This is a genomic window from Streptomyces sp. NPDC096046, from assembly GCF_040303285.1.
Classification (GTDB): domain Bacteria; phylum Actinomycetota; class Actinomycetes; order Streptomycetales; family Streptomycetaceae; genus Streptomyces.
This window is the reverse complement of record NZ_JBEOSZ010000049.1, coordinates 27,138-42,706: the sequence shown is the minus strand read 5'-3', so window position 1 is coordinate 42,706 and position 15,569 is coordinate 27,138. Positions and strand designations below refer to the sequence as shown.

General features: G+C 72.4%; 17 protein-coding genes and 3 pseudogenes. 9 read left to right on the top strand and 11 right to left on the bottom strand.

Features of this window, described 5'->3' with window-relative positions:
- Positions 1-20: 20 nt before the first annotated feature.
- Positions 21-1,442, bottom strand: a complete 1,422-nt coding sequence (locus ABTX62_RS31185; protein ID WP_352119306.1) for a lipase maturation factor family protein — start codon at positions 1,440-1,442, stop codon at positions 21-23.
- Between the two features lie 254 nt (positions 1,443-1,696).
- On the opposite strand from ABTX62_RS31185, the gene ABTX62_RS31180 reads away from it, so the two are divergent.
- From ABTX62_RS31180 to ABTX62_RS31170, 3 genes are all read left to right on the top strand, one after another.
- Positions 1,697-1,888: a hypothetical protein gene (locus ABTX62_RS31180; protein ID WP_352119305.1), complete on the top strand. Its 192-nt coding sequence runs from the start codon at positions 1,697-1,699 to the stop codon at positions 1,886-1,888.
- A gap of 77 nt (positions 1,889-1,965) precedes the next feature.
- Complete coding sequence (locus tag ABTX62_RS31175) at positions 1,966-4,053, top strand: SpoIIE family protein phosphatase (RefSeq protein ID WP_352119304.1); 2,088 nt, start codon at positions 1,966-1,968, stop codon at positions 4,051-4,053.
- Between the two features lie 22 nt (positions 4,054-4,075).
- Entirely contained in the window at positions 4,076-4,939 is an 864-nt protein-coding gene (locus ABTX62_RS31170; RefSeq protein ID WP_352119303.1) for an Fpg/Nei family DNA glycosylase, read from the top strand.
- Between the two features lie 12 nt (positions 4,940-4,951).
- Here ABTX62_RS31170 and ABTX62_RS31165 read toward each other — a convergent pair whose 3' ends face one another.
- The 4 genes from ABTX62_RS31165 to ABTX62_RS31150 all read right to left on the bottom strand — a co-directional run bounded on the left by ABTX62_RS31165 (position 4,952) and on the right by ABTX62_RS31150 (position 7,496).
- The gene (locus ABTX62_RS31165; RefSeq protein ID WP_502998042.1) at positions 4,952-5,299 is read right to left on the bottom strand and encodes a PP2C family protein-serine/threonine phosphatase; all 348 of its coding nucleotides are present in this window, start codon (positions 5,297-5,299) and stop codon (positions 4,952-4,954) included.
- Between the two features lie 181 nt (positions 5,300-5,480).
- Positions 5,481-6,134 (bottom strand): zf-HC2 domain-containing protein, encoded by a 654-nt coding sequence (locus ABTX62_RS31160; RefSeq protein WP_352119302.1) that lies wholly within the window; start codon positions 6,132-6,134, stop codon positions 5,481-5,483.
- 151 nt (positions 6,135-6,285) lie between these two features.
- The gene (locus tag ABTX62_RS31155) at positions 6,286-6,798 is read right to left on the bottom strand and encodes a hypothetical protein (RefSeq protein WP_352119301.1); all 513 of its coding nucleotides are present in this window, start codon (positions 6,796-6,798) and stop codon (positions 6,286-6,288) included.
- Positions 6,799-6,950: 152 nt separating this feature from the next.
- Positions 6,951-7,496, bottom strand: a complete 546-nt coding sequence (locus ABTX62_RS31150) for a sigma-70 family RNA polymerase sigma factor (protein ID WP_283968595.1) — start codon at positions 7,494-7,496, stop codon at positions 6,951-6,953.
- A 222-nt stretch (positions 7,497-7,718) separates the two neighbouring features.
- Here ABTX62_RS31150 and ABTX62_RS31145 point away from each other — a divergent pair, with 222 nt between their 5' ends.
- A complete protein-coding gene (locus tag ABTX62_RS31145) occupies positions 7,719-8,873 on the top strand; it encodes a CapA family protein (protein WP_352119300.1) in 1,155 nt (384 codons plus the stop codon).
- Positions 8,874-8,876: 3 nt separating this feature from the next.
- Here the strand turns inward: ABTX62_RS31145 and ABTX62_RS31140 are convergent, their stop codons facing one another.
- Entirely contained in the window at positions 8,877-8,954 is a 78-nt protein-coding gene (locus ABTX62_RS31140) for a hypothetical protein (protein ID WP_352119324.1), read from the bottom strand.
- 37 nt (positions 8,955-8,991) lie between these two features.
- Positions 8,992-9,558 (bottom strand): annotated as a pseudogene (locus ABTX62_RS31135) (amino acid permease); the annotation flags it as partial.
- Positions 9,559-9,685: 127 nt separating this feature from the next.
- On the opposite strand from ABTX62_RS31135, the pseudogene ABTX62_RS31130 reads away from it, so the two are divergent.
- From ABTX62_RS31130 to ABTX62_RS31120, 3 genes and pseudogenes are all read left to right on the top strand, one after another.
- Positions 9,686-10,380 (top strand): annotated as a pseudogene (locus ABTX62_RS31130) (phosphatidylglycerol lysyltransferase domain-containing protein); the annotation flags it as partial.
- 5 nt (positions 10,381-10,385) lie between these two features.
- Positions 10,386-10,543, top strand: a pseudogene (locus ABTX62_RS31125) (amino acid--tRNA ligase-related protein); the annotation flags it as partial.
- A gap of 89 nt (positions 10,544-10,632) precedes the next feature.
- Positions 10,633-11,478: a polysaccharide deacetylase family protein gene (locus ABTX62_RS31120; RefSeq protein WP_352119298.1), complete on the top strand. Its 846-nt coding sequence runs from the start codon at positions 10,633-10,635 to the stop codon at positions 11,476-11,478.
- A gap of 39 nt (positions 11,479-11,517) precedes the next feature.
- Here ABTX62_RS31120 and ABTX62_RS31115 read toward each other — a convergent pair whose 3' ends face one another.
- The gene (locus tag ABTX62_RS31115; protein ID WP_352119297.1) at positions 11,518-12,186 is read right to left on the bottom strand and encodes a class F sortase; all 669 of its coding nucleotides are present in this window, start codon (positions 12,184-12,186) and stop codon (positions 11,518-11,520) included.
- A 351-nt stretch (positions 12,187-12,537) separates the two neighbouring features.
- Between ABTX62_RS31115 and ABTX62_RS31110 the strand changes: the two genes are divergently transcribed.
- Positions 12,538-13,143 (top strand): hypothetical protein, encoded by a 606-nt coding sequence (locus ABTX62_RS31110; RefSeq protein WP_352119296.1) that lies wholly within the window; start codon positions 12,538-12,540, stop codon positions 13,141-13,143.
- Positions 13,144-13,253: 110 nt separating this feature from the next.
- On the opposite strand, the gene ABTX62_RS31105 is transcribed toward ABTX62_RS31110, so the two are convergent.
- From ABTX62_RS31105 to ABTX62_RS31095, 3 genes are all read right to left on the bottom strand, one after another.
- A complete protein-coding gene (locus ABTX62_RS31105; RefSeq protein ID WP_352119295.1) occupies positions 13,254-13,802 on the bottom strand; it encodes a hypothetical protein in 549 nt (182 codons plus the stop codon).
- A gap of 222 nt (positions 13,803-14,024) precedes the next feature.
- On the bottom strand, positions 14,025-14,789 hold the full coding sequence (locus tag ABTX62_RS31100) for a bestrophin-like domain (protein ID WP_352119294.1): 765 nt from the start codon (positions 14,787-14,789) through the stop codon (positions 14,025-14,027).
- 25 nt (positions 14,790-14,814) lie between these two features.
- Entirely contained in the window at positions 14,815-14,946 is a 132-nt protein-coding gene (locus ABTX62_RS31095; RefSeq protein WP_283968587.1) for a hypothetical protein, read from the bottom strand.
- Positions 14,947-14,974: 28 nt separating this feature from the next.
- On the opposite strand from ABTX62_RS31095, the gene ABTX62_RS31090 reads away from it, so the two are divergent.
- Complete coding sequence (locus tag ABTX62_RS31090) at positions 14,975-15,469, top strand: hypothetical protein (protein ID WP_352119293.1); 495 nt, start codon at positions 14,975-14,977, stop codon at positions 15,467-15,469.
- Positions 15,470-15,569 lie beyond the last annotated feature (100 nt).

Below are 15,569 nucleotides of genomic sequence, written 5' to 3'. Positions count from 1 at the left end.
TCCGGAGCCACCACCCGCGTCTACGGCTTCTGATCCGGACCCGCCAGCCGCGTCGGCGGCAGGAACTGCCGTACATGAGTCCGCTCCCAGCACGCACCCGTCTCCCGCAGCTCGCGCCACGTCGTGTAGCGGTAGCGGAACAGACGGGCGCGCACGTACCGCGGGGGCTCGTCCGGCGGGAACGGCGAGCGGCGCAGCAGTCTCAGGGTGTCCCGGTCGTTCTCCAGCAGCCGCTCCACCAGCGCTCCGAACCAGGGCTCCGCGTAGGCGGGGGACAGGGCCGCGAACCACATCAGCCAGTCGAGCCGCAGATGGTAGGGCGCGAACTGCCGTGGCCAGCGCCGCGGATCGCCCGGTTTGCCCTTGAACTCGTACTCCCGCCAGTCCGACTCGGCACGCGGCACGTCGTCCGCCGTGCCCTCCACCACGACCTCGTAGCGGACCCGGCTCACGCTGCCGAACGCCCCGTAGGTGTTGACGAGATGGAGCGGGTCGAAGGAGCGGTTCATGACCTGGCGACGGGAGAGCATGTTGCGGACCGGCCGGTAACTGAGGCCGGCCAGCCCCGTCGCGACCGCCGACACCACGACGACGTACCAGAGCGGCGCGTCGGCAACCTCCGGCGGATCGGCCGGGAACCGCACCGCCGACAGCGCCAGCACGATCGTGATCCAGTTCAGCCAGGCGAAGTTGCCCGACAGCACCAGCCACAGCTGGGTGACGATCATCAGCGAGGCGGCGGCCGACGCGACGGGCTGCGGGGTGAACAGGGCGAACGGCACCACGAGCTGGGTGAGGTGGTTCGCGGCCACCTCGACGCGGTGCAGCGGCCTCGGCAGGTGGTGGAAGAACCAGCTGAGCGGGCCGGGCATGGGCTGCGTCTCGTGATGGTGGTCCAGACACGTGAGCTTCCGCCAGCACGCGTCGCCGCGCATCTTGATCAGTCCCGCGCCGAACTCCACGCGGAACAGGATCCACCGCAGCAGGAACAGCACCACGACCGGCGGCGCCACCTCGTCGTTGCCGAGGAACACGGCGAGGAAGCCGACCTCCAGCAGCAGCGACTCCCAGCCGAACGAGTACCAGGTCTGCCCGACGTTGACGATCGACAGGTACAGCACCCACGGCACCAGCCACAGCAGCATGCCGCCCCACAGCGGCAGCAGTGAGTCCAGCCCGGCCAGCAGTGCCGCCGACACGGCGCCACCCGTCCAGGCGCAGAGCGCGAAGAACCGGTCCGAGTAGTGCAGCTGGAACAGGCTCGGTGCCCGCTTGAACGGCACCCGCTCGACGAACCGCGGCACCGGCAGCATGCCGCGCCGCCCGATCAGCGCGCGGAACTGGAGGGCCGCCGTCAGGAACGCCACCAGATAGACGGCGGCCAGCGCCCGCTGGAACACCAGCCGGGTCAGCCAGTAGTCGGACGCGGTGAACCAGTCCACGGCCGTGCGGCCCTCCTCCCTGTGCGGCTCCCGCTCCGGTTGTCACGTTCCGTGGGCAGCCGCTCCGGTTGCGTAACCCGAGTGAGCGAAGCAAACAATAGTGACGCAGTGCCCGGAAAGGGCCGAGGCGAGCGGGAGGGCGAGGTGCGGACACCCACCGGGACCCTCCTCCTGGCCTGCGTGCTCTCAGGGGCGCTCCTCCTCTCGGGCTGCGGCGGCACCACCGGACGCGGCGGACGGCTACGGGCCCGGCCGTGCCGCCGGCCGACGGGACCGTCCCGCCTCTCGAAGGGCCCGCCGACCCGGAGGACCCCGGCGGTCCCGACGAGGTCGGCCCCGATGCCGTCCCGGACACCCCCGATCCGCCGGACGGAGCCGGGCTGATCCCCGACGGCCGGGCCGCCGACCGCATCCCCGGAGGCCCCGCAGACATCTTCACCAACTGAGTGCCGGTCCGACGGAGCGGCTCGTAGACTCGGCACATCCGGTCGAAGAATCGGACGAATCCTGGCAAGGTGGGCCCATGGCTGATCGGGGAGCGAGCGCCCTGTCTCTCCCGGACGACTGGCCCGCCCACCCGGACCCGATCCTCGCGCTCAACCGGATGGGCAGCTTCGACTGGGATCTCGACAGCGGCCTGATGCAGATGGACGCCCAGGCCCACGAAGTCTTCGACGTGCGCCCCGACGAGTACGACGAGCGCCCCGAGACCCTGTCCAAGCGCGTCCCGCCCGGTGAGGCCCGCCGCCTGGACACCGCGGTCTCCCAGGCACTGAAGGACGGCAGCGAGAACTACGGCGCCTACTTCCGCATCCGCCGCCGCGACGGCACGCTGCGCTGGACCCACACCCAGGGCTACATCCGGCGCGACGACACCGGACGCCCCCGCCGCATCATCGGCATCGTCCGGGACGCGACCCAGGAACTCCGCGAGAGCGACGCCCGCCGCGACCAGGCCGCCCAGGACGAGGCCCAGCGAGAGCAGACCAGCGTCGTCGAACTGACCACGGCCGCCCTCGCGCACGCCCGCACCGTCCAGGACGTCATCGACGTCCTCAAGGACACCCACGGACTCGTGCACCTGGGCGCCACCAGCCTCGTCATGGGCCTGGTCGAGGCCGGCCGCATCCGCCTGGTCGCCGAGGGCCCCGCGGACAGCTTCGTGCCCGGCACCCGCGTCACACGGATCGACGAGCCCTACCCGATGAGCGAGGCCGTACGGACCCTCGGCCCGTGCTTCATCGAGTCACCGCAGGAGTTCGCCGAGCGCTACCCGCTCCTGTGGCCGCACATCACCGACCTCGACATCACCTCGGCCGCCTATCTGCCGCTCATCGTCCAGGCCCGGCCGATCGGCGCGATCGGCCTGCTCTACAGCGACCGGTACGGCTTCACGTCCGAGGAGCGCAACATCCTCGTCGCCCTCGGCAGCAGCATCGCGCAGAGCCTGCAGCGGGCCATGTTCTTCGAGCAGGAGATGGACCTCGCGCAGGGCCTCCAGCAGGCCATGCTGCCCCGGACCATCCCGAGCGTGCCCGGCGCCGACGTGGCCGTCCGCTACCGCGCCGCCAGCTTCGGCGGCCCCGTCGGCCGGGACATCGGCGGCGACTGGTACGACCTGATCCCGCTGCCCGGCGGCCGGGTCGGCGCGGTCATCGGCGACGTCCAGGGCCACGACACCCACGCGGCCGCCGTCATGGGCCAGCTGCGCATCGTGCTGCGTGCCTACGCCGCCGAGGGGCACCCACCGGCCACCGTGATGGCCCGGGCCTCCGTCTTCCTGCACGAACTCGACACCGACCGCTCCGCGACCTGCCTCTACGCCGAGGCCGACCTGTCCACGGGCGTGCTCCAGATGGTCCGTGCCGGCCACATCGATCCGCTGGTCCGCCACACCGACGGCTCCTGCCGCCGCGTCACCGTGCCGGGCGGGCTGCCGCTCGGGCTGTCCGCCGAGTTCGGCCGCCTGGAGTACCCGGTGGGCACCATAGAGCTCGACCCCGGCGAGACGCTGCTGCTGTGCACCGACGGCCTGGTGGAGCAGCCCGGTGCCGACCTCGATGACGGCATGCGTACCCTGAGCGCGCTCGTCGACACCGGGCCCGACGACGTACGGGACCTCGCCGACCGGCTCATCGACGTGGCCGCCGAGCGCGGTGGTGACGACGACGTGGCGCTGCTCCTGCTGCGCCGGCGCGGCCCCGACCACCCGCAGTCCGGCCGCCGGCTCCAACAGCACGTAGCCCCCGGCGATCCGGCGGCCCTGACCGGGGCCCGCCACATGATCCGCACCGCGGTCGCCGCCTGGGGAGCGGAGGACCGCGCCGACGAGATCGAACTGGTTGCCGACGAGCTGATCACCAACGCCCTGATGCACACCGAGGGCTCCGCGGTCGTCACCCTGCGGGCCTTCACCGGCTCCCAGCGCCGGCTGCGCGTCGAGGTCGAGGACTCCTCCAGCGCCCTGCCGCGCCGCCGTGAGGCGGGCGAGTCGGGCGTCTCCGGACGGGGCCTGCTGCTGGTGGAGCTGCTCACCGACGTGTGGGGCGTGGAGGCCCGGGGCGGCGGCAAGGCCGTGTGGTGCGAGTTCGTGGTGCCCGACCACGACTGACACCACGTGGCACTCTGGAGCTATGCCGGAACTCCCCGAGGTCGAGGCGCTCAAGGACTTCCTCACCGAGCACCTCGTCGGCCACGAGATCGTACGGGTGCTGCCCGTCGCGATCAGCGTCCTGAAGACATACCAACCGCCCCTGTCCGCGCTGGAGGGCCACGAGGTCACCGCCGTACGCCGGTACGGCAAGTTCCTCGATCTGCGGACCGCGGGCGGCCCGCACCTGGTGACGCACCTGGCCCGCGCGGGCTGGCTGCACTGGAAGGACCGGCTGCCCGACGGGCCGCCCCGCCCCGGCAAGGGGCCCCTCGCGCTGCGTGTGGCCCTGGAGACCGGCGCCGGGTTCGACCTCACGGAGGCCGGCACCCAGAAGCGGCTCGCGGTGTACGTCGTGGGCGACCCGCAGGAGGTCCCCGGCGTGGCCCGGCTCGGTCCGGACCCGCTCGCCGACGACTTCGACGAGCGGCGACTGGCGGAACTGCTGGCCGGTGAACGGCGGCAGCTCAAGGGCGCGCTGCGGGACCAGAGCCTGATCGCGGGCGTGGGCAACGCCTACAGCGACGAGATCCTGCACGCGGCGAAGATGTCCCCGTTCAAGCTGGCCGCGTCCCTGAGCGAGGAGGAGACCGGACGGCTGTACGCGGCCCTGCGCGACACGCTCACCGAGGCCGTCGAACGCTCCCGGGGCGTGGCGGCCGGGCGGCTGAAGGCCGAGAAGAAGAGCGGGCTGCGTGTCCACGGCCGCACCGGCGAGCCCTGCCCGGTGTGCGGGGACACCGTGCGCGAGGTGTCCTTCAGCGACTCCTCGCTCCAGTACTGCCCGACCTGCCAGACGGGCGGCAAGCCGCTCGCCGACCGCAGGATGTCCCGCCTGCTGAAGTGACCCCGGCCCGGGTCACCGGGGCGGCGGCGTCCACTCGAACATCAGGATGGTGGCGTCGTCCCGCAGCCGGCTGGTGGGCGAGTCGAGGATGGAGTGGATGAGCCGCCGCAACGCCTCGGGTGCCGGCTCGCCCGCCGCCATCGCCCCGATGATGCAGCGGGCGAACTGTTCGAGGCCGAACTCTCCGCCGTCACCGGCACGGGCCTCGGTCACCCCGTCGGTGTACATCAGCAACCGGTCGCCGGGCCGCAACGCGATCTCGGTGAGCGACACGAGCCGACGCTGCTGGAGGTCGGCCAGGTACGCCACCGAGTGCTGCGACCCGAGGGCCGCGGTGCAGCGGGCGATCGCGGCGGGCAACTCCAGCGCCAGGCTCTCCGGCCGGCGAGGAACTCCTCGAGCCGGCCTTCCCCGGCCTCTGCCGTCGTCACCGTCTCTTCCCTCACCGCGACCGTGGACACCCGGCGATCTCCCGGATGTGTCGTCCAGCAGGCTCACAGCGGGGCACGGGAAGCGCCCGATGGCAGCGGCGGACGGATGGTCAGCTCGGCCGCAGTGTCCACAGGACCTCCCCGGTCACCGAGCGGATCTCGTAGCGGGCGATGTCCTCCGGATGCATGGAGGAACTGGCCATCATCGTGTCGGGCTCGTCGTCGTGGCCGGGCCCGTGCCAGCTGGTGGCCGTCTCCTCGGTGCCGTCGTGGCCGACGATCACCAGGTGGCAGGGGCGCGAGGCCGAGGCGCCCTTCACCTTCAGCTCGACCTGGCTGCCCGACTCCTCGTCCTCCGTCGTGACCTGCGCCCACACCCCCGTGCGCGCGTCGGTCGCCGCGACCGTCAGGCGCTCCTCGGCGCTGCCCTCGGCCATCATCGCGATGCCGGGCACCGACGCCGCGAGGACCACCGAGGCGGCGAGGGCGAACATCAGACGCCGGCGTCCGGCCCGGCGCCGGGTCGCCACCTCGGCCAGCAGCCCGTCCAGCATGCGCGGCCCGGGCTGCGCCACCGGGTGCACGAACCGTGGCGTCGCCCGCCGGTACAGCATCAACTGCCGTGTGGTCGCGCCGAATTCCGTCACCTCTGCAGCGCACCGAGGGCACTCCATGAGGTGGTCCTCGAAGCGGAATGCCTCCGCCTCGTCCAGCACGCCGAGCGCGTAGGCCGCGACGTCGCGATGCCTCTCCAGGGACCTCATGCCGAATCCTCGTGCCGTTGGGTGCGGGTGGGGTTACTCCTTGCTCCCACCGGTACGGACCAGGCAGCGGAATCACTCAAGCCGGTGACACAATCGCAACCAAAGGATTCGGAGCCCTCCGGCCCCCGGATTGGTCCGGGACCGCGGAAGTCTAAAAAAGATGGATCGCGAGGTGTCCCAGCGGCAGTCCGAGTTGCCAGGCGGGCGTCCAGACCTTCGGCCCCTCGTCCTCCCCGATCGCCGGAGCGCCCCCCGGCACCGCGTTCAGATCGGGTGCGAGCAGTTCCGTCTCCTGCAGCCAGCGCCAGGCCTCCTCGGCGAGGTCCAGGTCCGGTGCGGGCCGGCCCGCGCGCGCGGCGCCGACGGTGAGCTCGGCCAGCCGCTCGCGCACCCACTCCTGCCACGGCTGGTCGTACGCGGTCAGCGACAGCCAGGTCTCCAGCTGGGTGACGACCCGGATGCCGGACAGCTCCCCGTCGGCGTCGGACAGGAAGATGGTGAGCGCCAGGGCATCGCGCCCGGCGCGGAACTCGAAGGACGTCGGCGGCATCAGATCGCCGGTCCGCAGCAGCTCGTCGGCGATGTACTCGGCGTACAACCACGCCATGGGGACGGTCAGTTCACCGTCGCCACCGTCCGTGCTCCCCTGTTCTCTGTCCAGCATCCCTTCCTGCCTTCCTCCGGTACGTGCGCGTCGCCCGACACCGGGTCCCGGGAGCGCAGACGGCCCCCTCCGGAACACGGATGAGAACAGCCGATTACTCAACCGGGGTCATCGGCAAGGCGCTTTACGGAGGCTTGACCCACTCATTGGTTTCACCGCAGGTCGGCGGCGTATCCCGGTAGCACCCTGCGCAGGGCACGCAGCGCGTAGTACGCGCGGGACTTCACGGTACCGGGCGGGATCCCGAGGGTCGCCGCGGCTTCCGCCACACTCGCCCCCTGGAAGTACACCAGCACCAGGACTTCACGGTGCTCCGGAGTGAGTGTCTTCACAGCCTGGCGAACGTCCAGCATCGCCGCGGCCCGCTCCGCGTGGTCGGAGATGACCCGCGCGTTCTCCAGCACCGCGTCGCCGACCTCGGCCGGACGGGCCTGACGGGCCCGCCGGGCGTCGATGGCGAGCCGCCGGGCGACGGTCATCAGCCAGGGCCGCACGGAGTCGAAGTCGTCGGCGCGCAGGGCCTCGGGATGCTGCCAGGCGCGCACCAGCGTCTCCTGCACCAGGTCCTCCGCGCGCTGTCGGTCGCCGTCGCAGAGCCTGACCAGCAGCGCGAAGAGGGGCCGGCCGTGCTCCCGCTGCAGTGCGGCGAGCTCGTGCTCGGCGGTCGTCCCGTTCATGAGTGTGGATCCGGCCGTCATGGCCGTATGCCACCGCAGGGCGCGGTCGGGGCACAGGGCACGTACCCGGCTGTGCGGCGGACGGTCGATCGCGTCGACGAACGGTTCGACGAACGGTCGGGTCGCCCGGCCATGCGGGTGCCGGACGGGCTGATGAGCGTGTCGGAGCCGCGTGGGACGGCGTGCGCCTTCTTTCCTGTTCGTGTGTAAATACGACCACAACGCCCACAGTGGGGTGAATGCATGCTCGCACGCAGCCGACAGGTCGCCCTGGCCCTGACCGTCGTCCTCGCCGCAGGCGCCGCCTGCCAGGCCCGAGGCCACGACAAACCCGACCGCGGACGCCCGGCACCGGCCGCCGCCGGCCCCCGCGGCTTCACGCTCGTCGCCTCCGGTGACGTCCTCCCGCACAGCTCGATCATCGACCGGGCCCGCTTCGACGCCGGTGGCACCGGCCACGACTTCCGGCCGATGCTCGCCGGGATCCGCTCCGTCGTCTCCCGCGCCGACGTGGCCCTGTGCCACATGGAGACGGTCTACGGCGCGAACGGCGCCTACACCGGCTACCCCACCTTCAAGTCCCCGCCCGAGGTGGCCCGGGCCCTCGCCGTCACCGGCTACGACGGCTGCTCCACCGCCTCCAACCACACCCTGGACGACGGCGCCGAGGGCATCCGCCGCACCCTCGACGCCCTCGACCGCGCGGGTGTCCGGCACAGCGGCTCCGCCCGCACCGAGGAAGAGGCGGACACGGCGACCGTCCTGCGGGCCGGCCCGGCCGAGGTCGCCCACCTCGCCTACACCTACGACACCAACGGCTTCCCGCTCCCGGACGGGCAGCCCTGGGCCGTCAACCTCATCGACGAGGCCAGGATCGTCGCCGACGCCCGGGCCGCCCGCCGGGCGGGCGCCGACGTGGTCCTGGTCTCCCTGCACTGGGGCACCGAGTGGCAGGACGCCCCCGACGACCGGCAGCTGACCCTGGCCCGGAGCCTCACCGCCGCGCGCACCGGGGACCGCCCCGACATCGACCTGATCCTCGGCACCCACGCGCACGTCCCGCAGGCCTACGAGAAGGTCAACGGCACCTGGGTGGTCTACGGCATGGGCGACCAGATCGCCGGCGAGATGACCAACCACGAGGGCCTCAAGGACCCGCGCGGCAACCAGTCCACCCTCGGCCGCTTCACCTTCGCACCACCCGCTCGGCCGGGCGGCCGCTGGGAGGTGACGAAGGCGGAGTTCGTCCCGCAGCTGTTCGACGTCGACGCCGGCCGGGTGGTGAATCTCAACCGGGCGATCGCCCAGGGCGCCGACGTCCGGGCCGTCCGCGACCGCATCCGCGACGTCGTGCTCAGCCGGGGCGCGGCCGGGGACGGCCTGGTGATGGGGGAGTAGCGCCTACCCCGCCTCGCCCGGCCCGCGCCGCGCCATCTCAGAACTGCGGTACGAGTAGGCGAAGTAGACCACCAGCCCCAGCGCGAGCCAGACGGCGAACCGCGCCCAGGTCTGCCAAGCGGGCCGCGTTCTTGATGCCGAGGTTCAGCAGGTAGGCGGTGAGCAGGCACAGCAGCGCCGCGAACAGGCCGACCCGGTGGCCGTCTCCGGTGCCGGGGGCGCCCAGCATCCAGGCGGGCAGATCGGCGCCCATCTCGCCCACCAGGAAGCTGAAGTAGCCGGAGATGCCGATCGCGACCACCGCCACGATCGCCGTGTACTCCAGCAGCAGGTCCCAGCCGATGAACCAGCCCGCCAGCTCGCCGAGCACCGCGTAGCCGTACGTGTAGGCCGAACCGGCCTTCGGGATGAGCCCGGCGAACTCGGCGTACGACAGGGCGGCGGCGGCACTCGCGACGCCCGCGACGAGGAAGGAGACCAGCACAGCGGGTCCCGCCGTGCCGTTGGCGACGGTCCCCGCGAGTGTGAAGATGCCCGCGCCGATGATGCCGCCGACCCCGATCGCGGTCAGCTGCCACAGTCCCAACGACCGTTCCAGCCGACCGTCCTCGTCGGCTTCCGTCTCCTCGATCTGCTCGATGGGTTTGCGACAGAGAATCCCCTCACCCGTCCGGAGCCCGGTCATGCGCCTCACCTCTTCACGATCGGCAAACGCTGACGGTCGATCATGACGGCCCAGGCGACCGCAGGACGGAAGACACCACGCACCAGGCGGACAGGACCCCGGCCCGGTCTACGGCACGACCCTCACCGGCCATCGGCCCGCCCTCGGCTCCTTCGCCGCCCGTCGCGACAAGGCCGCCGCCTTCTCACCCAGCGGCGCAGCAGCCGTCACCTACCGCGTCGAGGCCGGGGTGTGCCTGGCCGGCGGTGACCCCGTGGGCGACCGGGAGGCCCGGCCGCACACGATCGCCGCCCGGCAGGAGGCGGCACGCCGTTACGCCCGGGTCCCGGCCGTGATGGGCGCCTCCGAGGACGGAGCCCGGGCTTCGTCCGCGCCGGGCTCAACGTGCTCCAGCTCGGCGACAAGGCGACCGCCGTGTTCCGGTCCGTGTTCGAGGAGGGCGTTCCCGGGTCGGCCTCGCCGAGGGCTTCGTGTCCGTACCGTCCATGCGCAAAGTCCGGGGAAGAGGGCACCCGAAAGGCGGGCAGCGGCCCGCCACCACGGAGGGCCGCCGTCGTTGGCGGCGCTCGGCCTCGCCGGAGGGGACGGGACCGAGCCCGCCGGCCCGCTCTCCGGTCTGTCCGACCAGGTCCGCGTCCGGCACCACAAGCTCGACCGGCTGTGCGCCGACGGCACCGACCCCTACCCGGCGGGGTATCCCGGCCCGCCCCACACCTCGCCGAGGTCCGGCCGGGCGAGCGGGTCACCGTCGCCGGCCGGATCATGCTCGTCCGCGACTTCGGCGGCATCGTCTTCGTCGTCCTGTGCGACTGGTCCGGCGACCAGCCGAGGCGATGGAACCCGACAAGGACGTCCTCGCCGTCCTCGAATACGCCATGCCGCCCACCGGCGGGCTCGGCGTCGGCGCCGACCGGCTGGGTCGTGTTCTCACCGGCCTGACGATCCGCGAGACCCCCGGCCCTTCCCTCTGGTGCGCCGCCGCTGACCCTTCTGCGTGGGCCGGACGGGTGAAGGTGTGCCGCCACACCGGTGTTGCTCAGGTGCGTCGGCCATCCGCCGGGTGACTGATGAGTCATGAAGAAGGATCAGTTGCCCTCCCGGCTGTTCACCCGGCGCCGGGCGCTGCTCGCCGGCGCCGGCGCCGTGGGAGCGGTCGCGACGGGCGGAGTGCTCACGGCGGTCACCGGGGACGAGCCCGTCACCCCCGCCACGGCCGCGGGCCCGCAGGTCCGCCGGCCCCCCAAGTCCTCCGCCTATCGCCTCCAGCCCATCACCGGCTACGGCCCGCCGCGCGCCGTGCCCCGCCGGACCCTGGTACGCAGCGAACCGCTGCTGCGCGTGTCCGGCCGCGGCAGGACCATGGTGCTGACCTTCGACGACGGCCCCGATCCCCGCTACACCCCGGCCATCCTGGACACGCTGGCCGAGTACGACGTGCGCGCCATGTTCTTCGTGTGCGGCGAGATGGCCGTCGGCAACAAGAAGCTGCTGGCCCGGATGGCCGACGAGGGCCACGTCGTGGGGAACCACACCTGGTCCCACCCCTTGCTCACCCGGCTCACCCGCCGGCAGATCCGCTCCGAGATGGAACGCACCTGCGACGTCATCGAGGACGCCTGCGGGGATCGCCCCGAGTGGTTCCGCGCCCCCTATGGCGCCTGGAACCGGGCGGCCTTCCAACTCGGCGCCGAACTCGGCATGGAACCGCTCGCCTGGACGCTCGACACCCTCGACTGGACCACCCCCGGGATCCGGTTCATCACCAAGCGGGTCGAACGCGGCGCCGCCCCCGGCGTCGTGGTGCTCTCGCACGACGCCGGGGGCGACCGCTCGCAGAGCGTGCGGGCCCTGCGGCGTTATCTGCCGGAACTGCTGGACTCCGGCTACCACGTCACGGTGCCCCGGCGGCACTACGCGTGAGGGACGCGTCGGGGCTCTCGCCCGTCAGGCCGGGAACGCTCAGCGCACCTCGACCAGGCGGGCGAACGCGACGACGTTCCCCGCATAGCCCTCCTGCTGGGAGAAACCGCCGCCGCAGGTGATGACCCGCAGCTCCGGGGCGCCCTTGGAACCGTAGACACGGTCACCGGGGAAGTTGTCCTTCTCGAACACCTCGACGCCGTAGATCTCGAACACGGCGGTCTTGGCGTCCTGCCGGGCCACCTCGACGCGATTGCCCTTCTCCAGGGCCCCGAGTCCGTAGAACACGGCGGGGCCCTGCTGGTTGTCGACATGGCCGACCACGACCGCGGTGCCCTTCTCGCCGGGTGTGACGGCACCGGTGAACCAGCCGGCCAGGTTGGGGTCCTCCGGCGGCGGCGCGCCGACCCAGCCGTCCGCGTCCAGGCCCACCGGGATGATCGGCGCGTCGACCTGGATCGCCGGGATCCTGACCCGGTCCGGGAGGGCGTAGGGCAAGGGGCGCACGGTCCCGGTGAAGGTGTCGCCGGGCACCCGGCTGTCCGCCGCCGCCGCGGTCGCCGGCTGCGGCGGGCCCTCGTCGAACTCCCCGGAACCGTTGCGGATGAGCGCGAGGCCGGTCAGCAGAACAAGCGCTATCACGCCCCACGGGGCGCGCTTCTTCCGCCGTGCCTCCTCTTCCGCCTCGGCCAGCTCGGACGCAGACATTCGCCATCCCCTCTCGACACGGCCGTCGCCGAGTCAATCGCGCATATCAGCACGCTAAGCGGCACGCCCGAAACCGGCGACGGGGCGGCGGCGAACGGGTGGCCCGGGGCCGGAAGATGCCGAGCGCGGATACGAGGTGCGCCATCCGAGTTGCCGCCCGGAAGAAACTTCTGACGGTCCGTGACCTGCGGAGATATCCGATTGTGTGATGGTGCCGCGCCGCCTTCCCTCACCAGGACGGACCATTCCCGAAATGCGGCTTGCGGCACGGCAACTGACTGTCTTTCTGGGAGGCGCTTTCTCGCCGATCGACCGGGGACGGGTCCCGGGGCGTCTTCCGCGGAGGTTCACATGCGTAACACTCGTGCCCTGGCGGTCGCCGGCGCGGCGGTCGCCGCCCTCGGCCTCTCCGCCCCCGCGGCCTTTGCGTGGGACACGCCCAGCAACATCGTCGCCCTGCCCGGCGTGATCGCCCGTGGCGGCCAGCTGACCATCACGGTCGACGGCTGCCGCAACGGCGGCACGGCCACGTCCAACGCGTTCGCACCGACCCGGCTGTCGCCCGCCCACCACGCCGGCAAGGGCAACGAGAGCGACCGGGGCGGCGCCGGCAACGACGGCAGGGGCGGCGGCAACGACGGCCGGGGCGACGGCAACGACGGCCGGGGCGACGGCAACGACGCCGGCAGGGGCGGCGACGGCACCGCGCGGGGCGTCGCCACCATCAACAACAACGCCCGTCCCGGCTCGTACGACATCACGGTCACCTGCAACGGCAGGACCCTGACCAAGCCGCAGGCCTTCACCGTCATCGGCGGTGTCCGCGGCGGTATCGGCGGCAGCAGCACCACCGGCGCGTCCCCGACCGACATGGCCATCGGCGGCGGTCTGGTGGCCGCGGCGGTCGTCGGCGGCGGCGTGTTCTGGATGCGCCGCCGGACCGAGCGGCGCATCTGACGCCTCGCTCCACCGCTGCCTCGACGAGTCGTCGCCTCGCACGTGAACGGCCCTCGCCCCGGCCCCCCTCACCCGGGGAGCCGGGGCGAAAGCCTGTGCCCGGCGGCGGGTCAGCCGGCGTCCTCGTCGGCGCGGCGGCGAGAGAAGTGGTAGGCGACGCCGAGCGACCCGGCGACCAGCGCGGCGCCCAGGCCGATCTCCTTGAGGTCGAAGCCGGCGACCGTGCCGCCCTCACCGGCGTGCACCCCCTTGTGGGGGTGGTGCGCCTTGTGATGGGTCGGGTGGTGCGTGGGGTGGTGCGTCGGGTGATGCGTCGGACGGTCGTCCGCGATCGTCAGCAGCGCGCTGCCGCTCGACCTGTCGCACTCGAACTGCACGTCGTACACGGTGCCGGGCTTGGCGTCCCAGTCGACGACGGCAGTCGCCCAGGACTCGTGCGGCGCGATGGTGACCATGTCGAAGACCGGTGAGTTGACCGCCGCCTCACCGCGGCATGCTCGGTTGCGCTCCACCCGCAGGGTGACCTCGCCCCCCGGCGCGACGGTCGAGGGCTCGACGCCGAAGACGAAGTTGGTACGGATCGCCGCGTCGGCGGGCACACAGGAGGTGAGGGCGCCGGCGCCCAGCAGTGCGGCCGAAGCGAGGCATATCGCGCGCATGGTGAATCCTCCGGTCCCCGAGGAGCAAGCGCGGACCTGTTCCGCTCACGTCACAAATGCACCTCGATGCCCGAAACGCTAGGAAGACGCGCACGATGGCGCGATCGCAGTAGCGCGAATGGGGCACGGGTGTGGGCCGCCCGGGGGAACGCCGCCGCGCGGCCGGGGGACAACGACGGTGTGTCGCTCGCCCCCGGCCGGGGTCCGTGCCGGGAAACGCCGTCAGTCCTTGACGCCCGGGAAGAGGTTCAGGAACGGGTCCGCCGACGCGGTCACGCCCCGGCTGTAGGGTGCGTCGAAGTCCCAGATGAGGAACAGCAGGAAGGCGATCAGCGCCGAGAAGAGCCCGGCGAGGACCAGTTCACGGGTCGTTCTGCGGATCTGCAGGGCGAAGATCATTCCGATGGTGACGACGGCCCCGGCGATCAGCCCGAACCACACCACGCCCGGCATGGTCTCCCCGGTCGACTCCGCCCGGGCGATCCGGGCCTGGTTCGCCGCGGTCACCTGGTCCAGCAGCGGCTGGTAGGCCTGGGCCTCGAAGTCGGACGCCGGCTCGTAGTCGGTGACGTCCTGGCGGATCCGCTCGAAGAGCTCGGTGCCGCGCTCGGTCATCTCGCCCTGGTCGGCCATGGTGTCCCACTCGGTGGTGACGACATGGCTCACATAGGTGTGAATGTCGTCCCGGATGCGGTCGCGCTCGTCGGCGGGGTAGACCCGCACCCGCTCCGAGATCTCGTGCAGCGCGGTGGCCTCGGCCTGCACGTGGTCCTGGGCGGCGCTGCGCCCCTCCCAGGCACCGGCGATCGCCAGGCCCAGGACGATCGCGTAGACCACGCCGATCCACATCGTCATGTACTCGATGACGTCCGGGGTCTCACTGGGGTCTTCGTCGTCGGACGCCGTGCGGTGGCGTACGAAGGTGATGACGACCACCACGGCACAGGCGGCCAGCATCGCGAGGGTGAGAACAAGCCATTCCGGCAAGAGGTACCTCCAGGGGCTTCAGGGGTCAGCGCGCGCGCAGCGCGGCGACGGCCACCACCGCGGGCACCGTGACCAGCAGGACGAAGGTGAGCGGCGACATCGTGCCGTTCGCCCGCCGCGGCCGCGGGGGCGTGGCGCGGTACCGCGGGTAGTGCACCGGCGTCGCGGACGGACGCGGTGCCGCTGTGGCCGGCGGGGCCGGTGCCGGGGCCGGGGGAGCGGGCCGTGGCGGCACGGGCCTCGGGGTCGGCCGGGACGAGGGTGGCGCCGGGCGTGGCACGGACGGCCGGGGAGGCGGCGGCTCGGGTCTGGCCGTGGGGGCCGGTTTCGGGGGCGAGGGCTTGGGCGCGGGTGTCGGTGTCGGCTTCGGCTTCGGCGGAGGCGGAGGCGGAGGCGAGGGCGTCGGCTTCGGCGGGGGCGGCGGAGTCGGAGTCGGGGTCGGGGTCGGGGTCGGGGTCGGGGTCGGGGTCGGCGTGGGTGTGGGGGTCGGCGTGGGTGGCGGGCACGGCGGCTTCGTCGGCCAGGTCTTCCTGCTTCCGGCGTACGCCACCGCCTCGGTGCCGCCCGGCCCCGTCGAGGCGTACGCGCAGGCGTCGGCCACCGCCACGCCGGCCGGTGCGCCGACGAGCGCCCAGGTGAGCGTCGCCACCGCCAAGGCCCGTGTGGCAAGGGCGGCTTGAGTAGCGAGGGGTCCATGCACGACGAAGATCATGAGTCCTGTGCAGCCAGGACGTGCCGGGGCGGAAGGGGATTGCCCCGAAAGAGCGATATCGGGGCGTC

Coding starts and splice junctions, on each gene's coding strand:
- ABTX62_RS31175 (WP_352119304.1), top strand. CDS start 1,966: ATGGCTGATCGGGGAGCGAGCGCCCTGTCTCTCCCGGACGACTGGCCC.
- ABTX62_RS31170 (WP_352119303.1), top strand. CDS start 4,076: ATGCCGGAACTCCCCGAGGTCGAGGCGCTCAAGGACTTCCTCACCGAG.
- ABTX62_RS31160 (WP_352119302.1), bottom strand. CDS start 6,134: ATGAGGTCCCTGGAGAGGCATCGCGACGTCGCGGCCTACGCGCTCGGC.
- ABTX62_RS31155 (WP_352119301.1), bottom strand. CDS start 6,798: ATGCTGGACAGAGAACAGGGGAGCACGGACGGTGGCGACGGTGAACTG.
- ABTX62_RS31150 (WP_283968595.1), bottom strand. CDS start 7,496: ATGACGGCCGGATCCACACTCATGAACGGGACGACCGCCGAGCACGAG.
- ABTX62_RS31145 (WP_352119300.1), top strand. CDS start 7,719: ATGCTCGCACGCAGCCGACAGGTCGCCCTGGCCCTGACCGTCGTCCTC.
- ABTX62_RS31120 (WP_352119298.1), top strand. CDS start 10,633: ATGAAGAAGGATCAGTTGCCCTCCCGGCTGTTCACCCGGCGCCGGGCG.
- ABTX62_RS31115 (WP_352119297.1), bottom strand. CDS start 12,186: ATGTCTGCGTCCGAGCTGGCCGAGGCGGAAGAGGAGGCACGGCGGAAG.
- ABTX62_RS31110 (WP_352119296.1), top strand. CDS start 12,538: ATGCGTAACACTCGTGCCCTGGCGGTCGCCGGCGCGGCGGTCGCCGCC.
- ABTX62_RS31105 (WP_352119295.1), bottom strand. CDS start 13,802: ATGCGCGCGATATGCCTCGCTTCGGCCGCACTGCTGGGCGCCGGCGCC.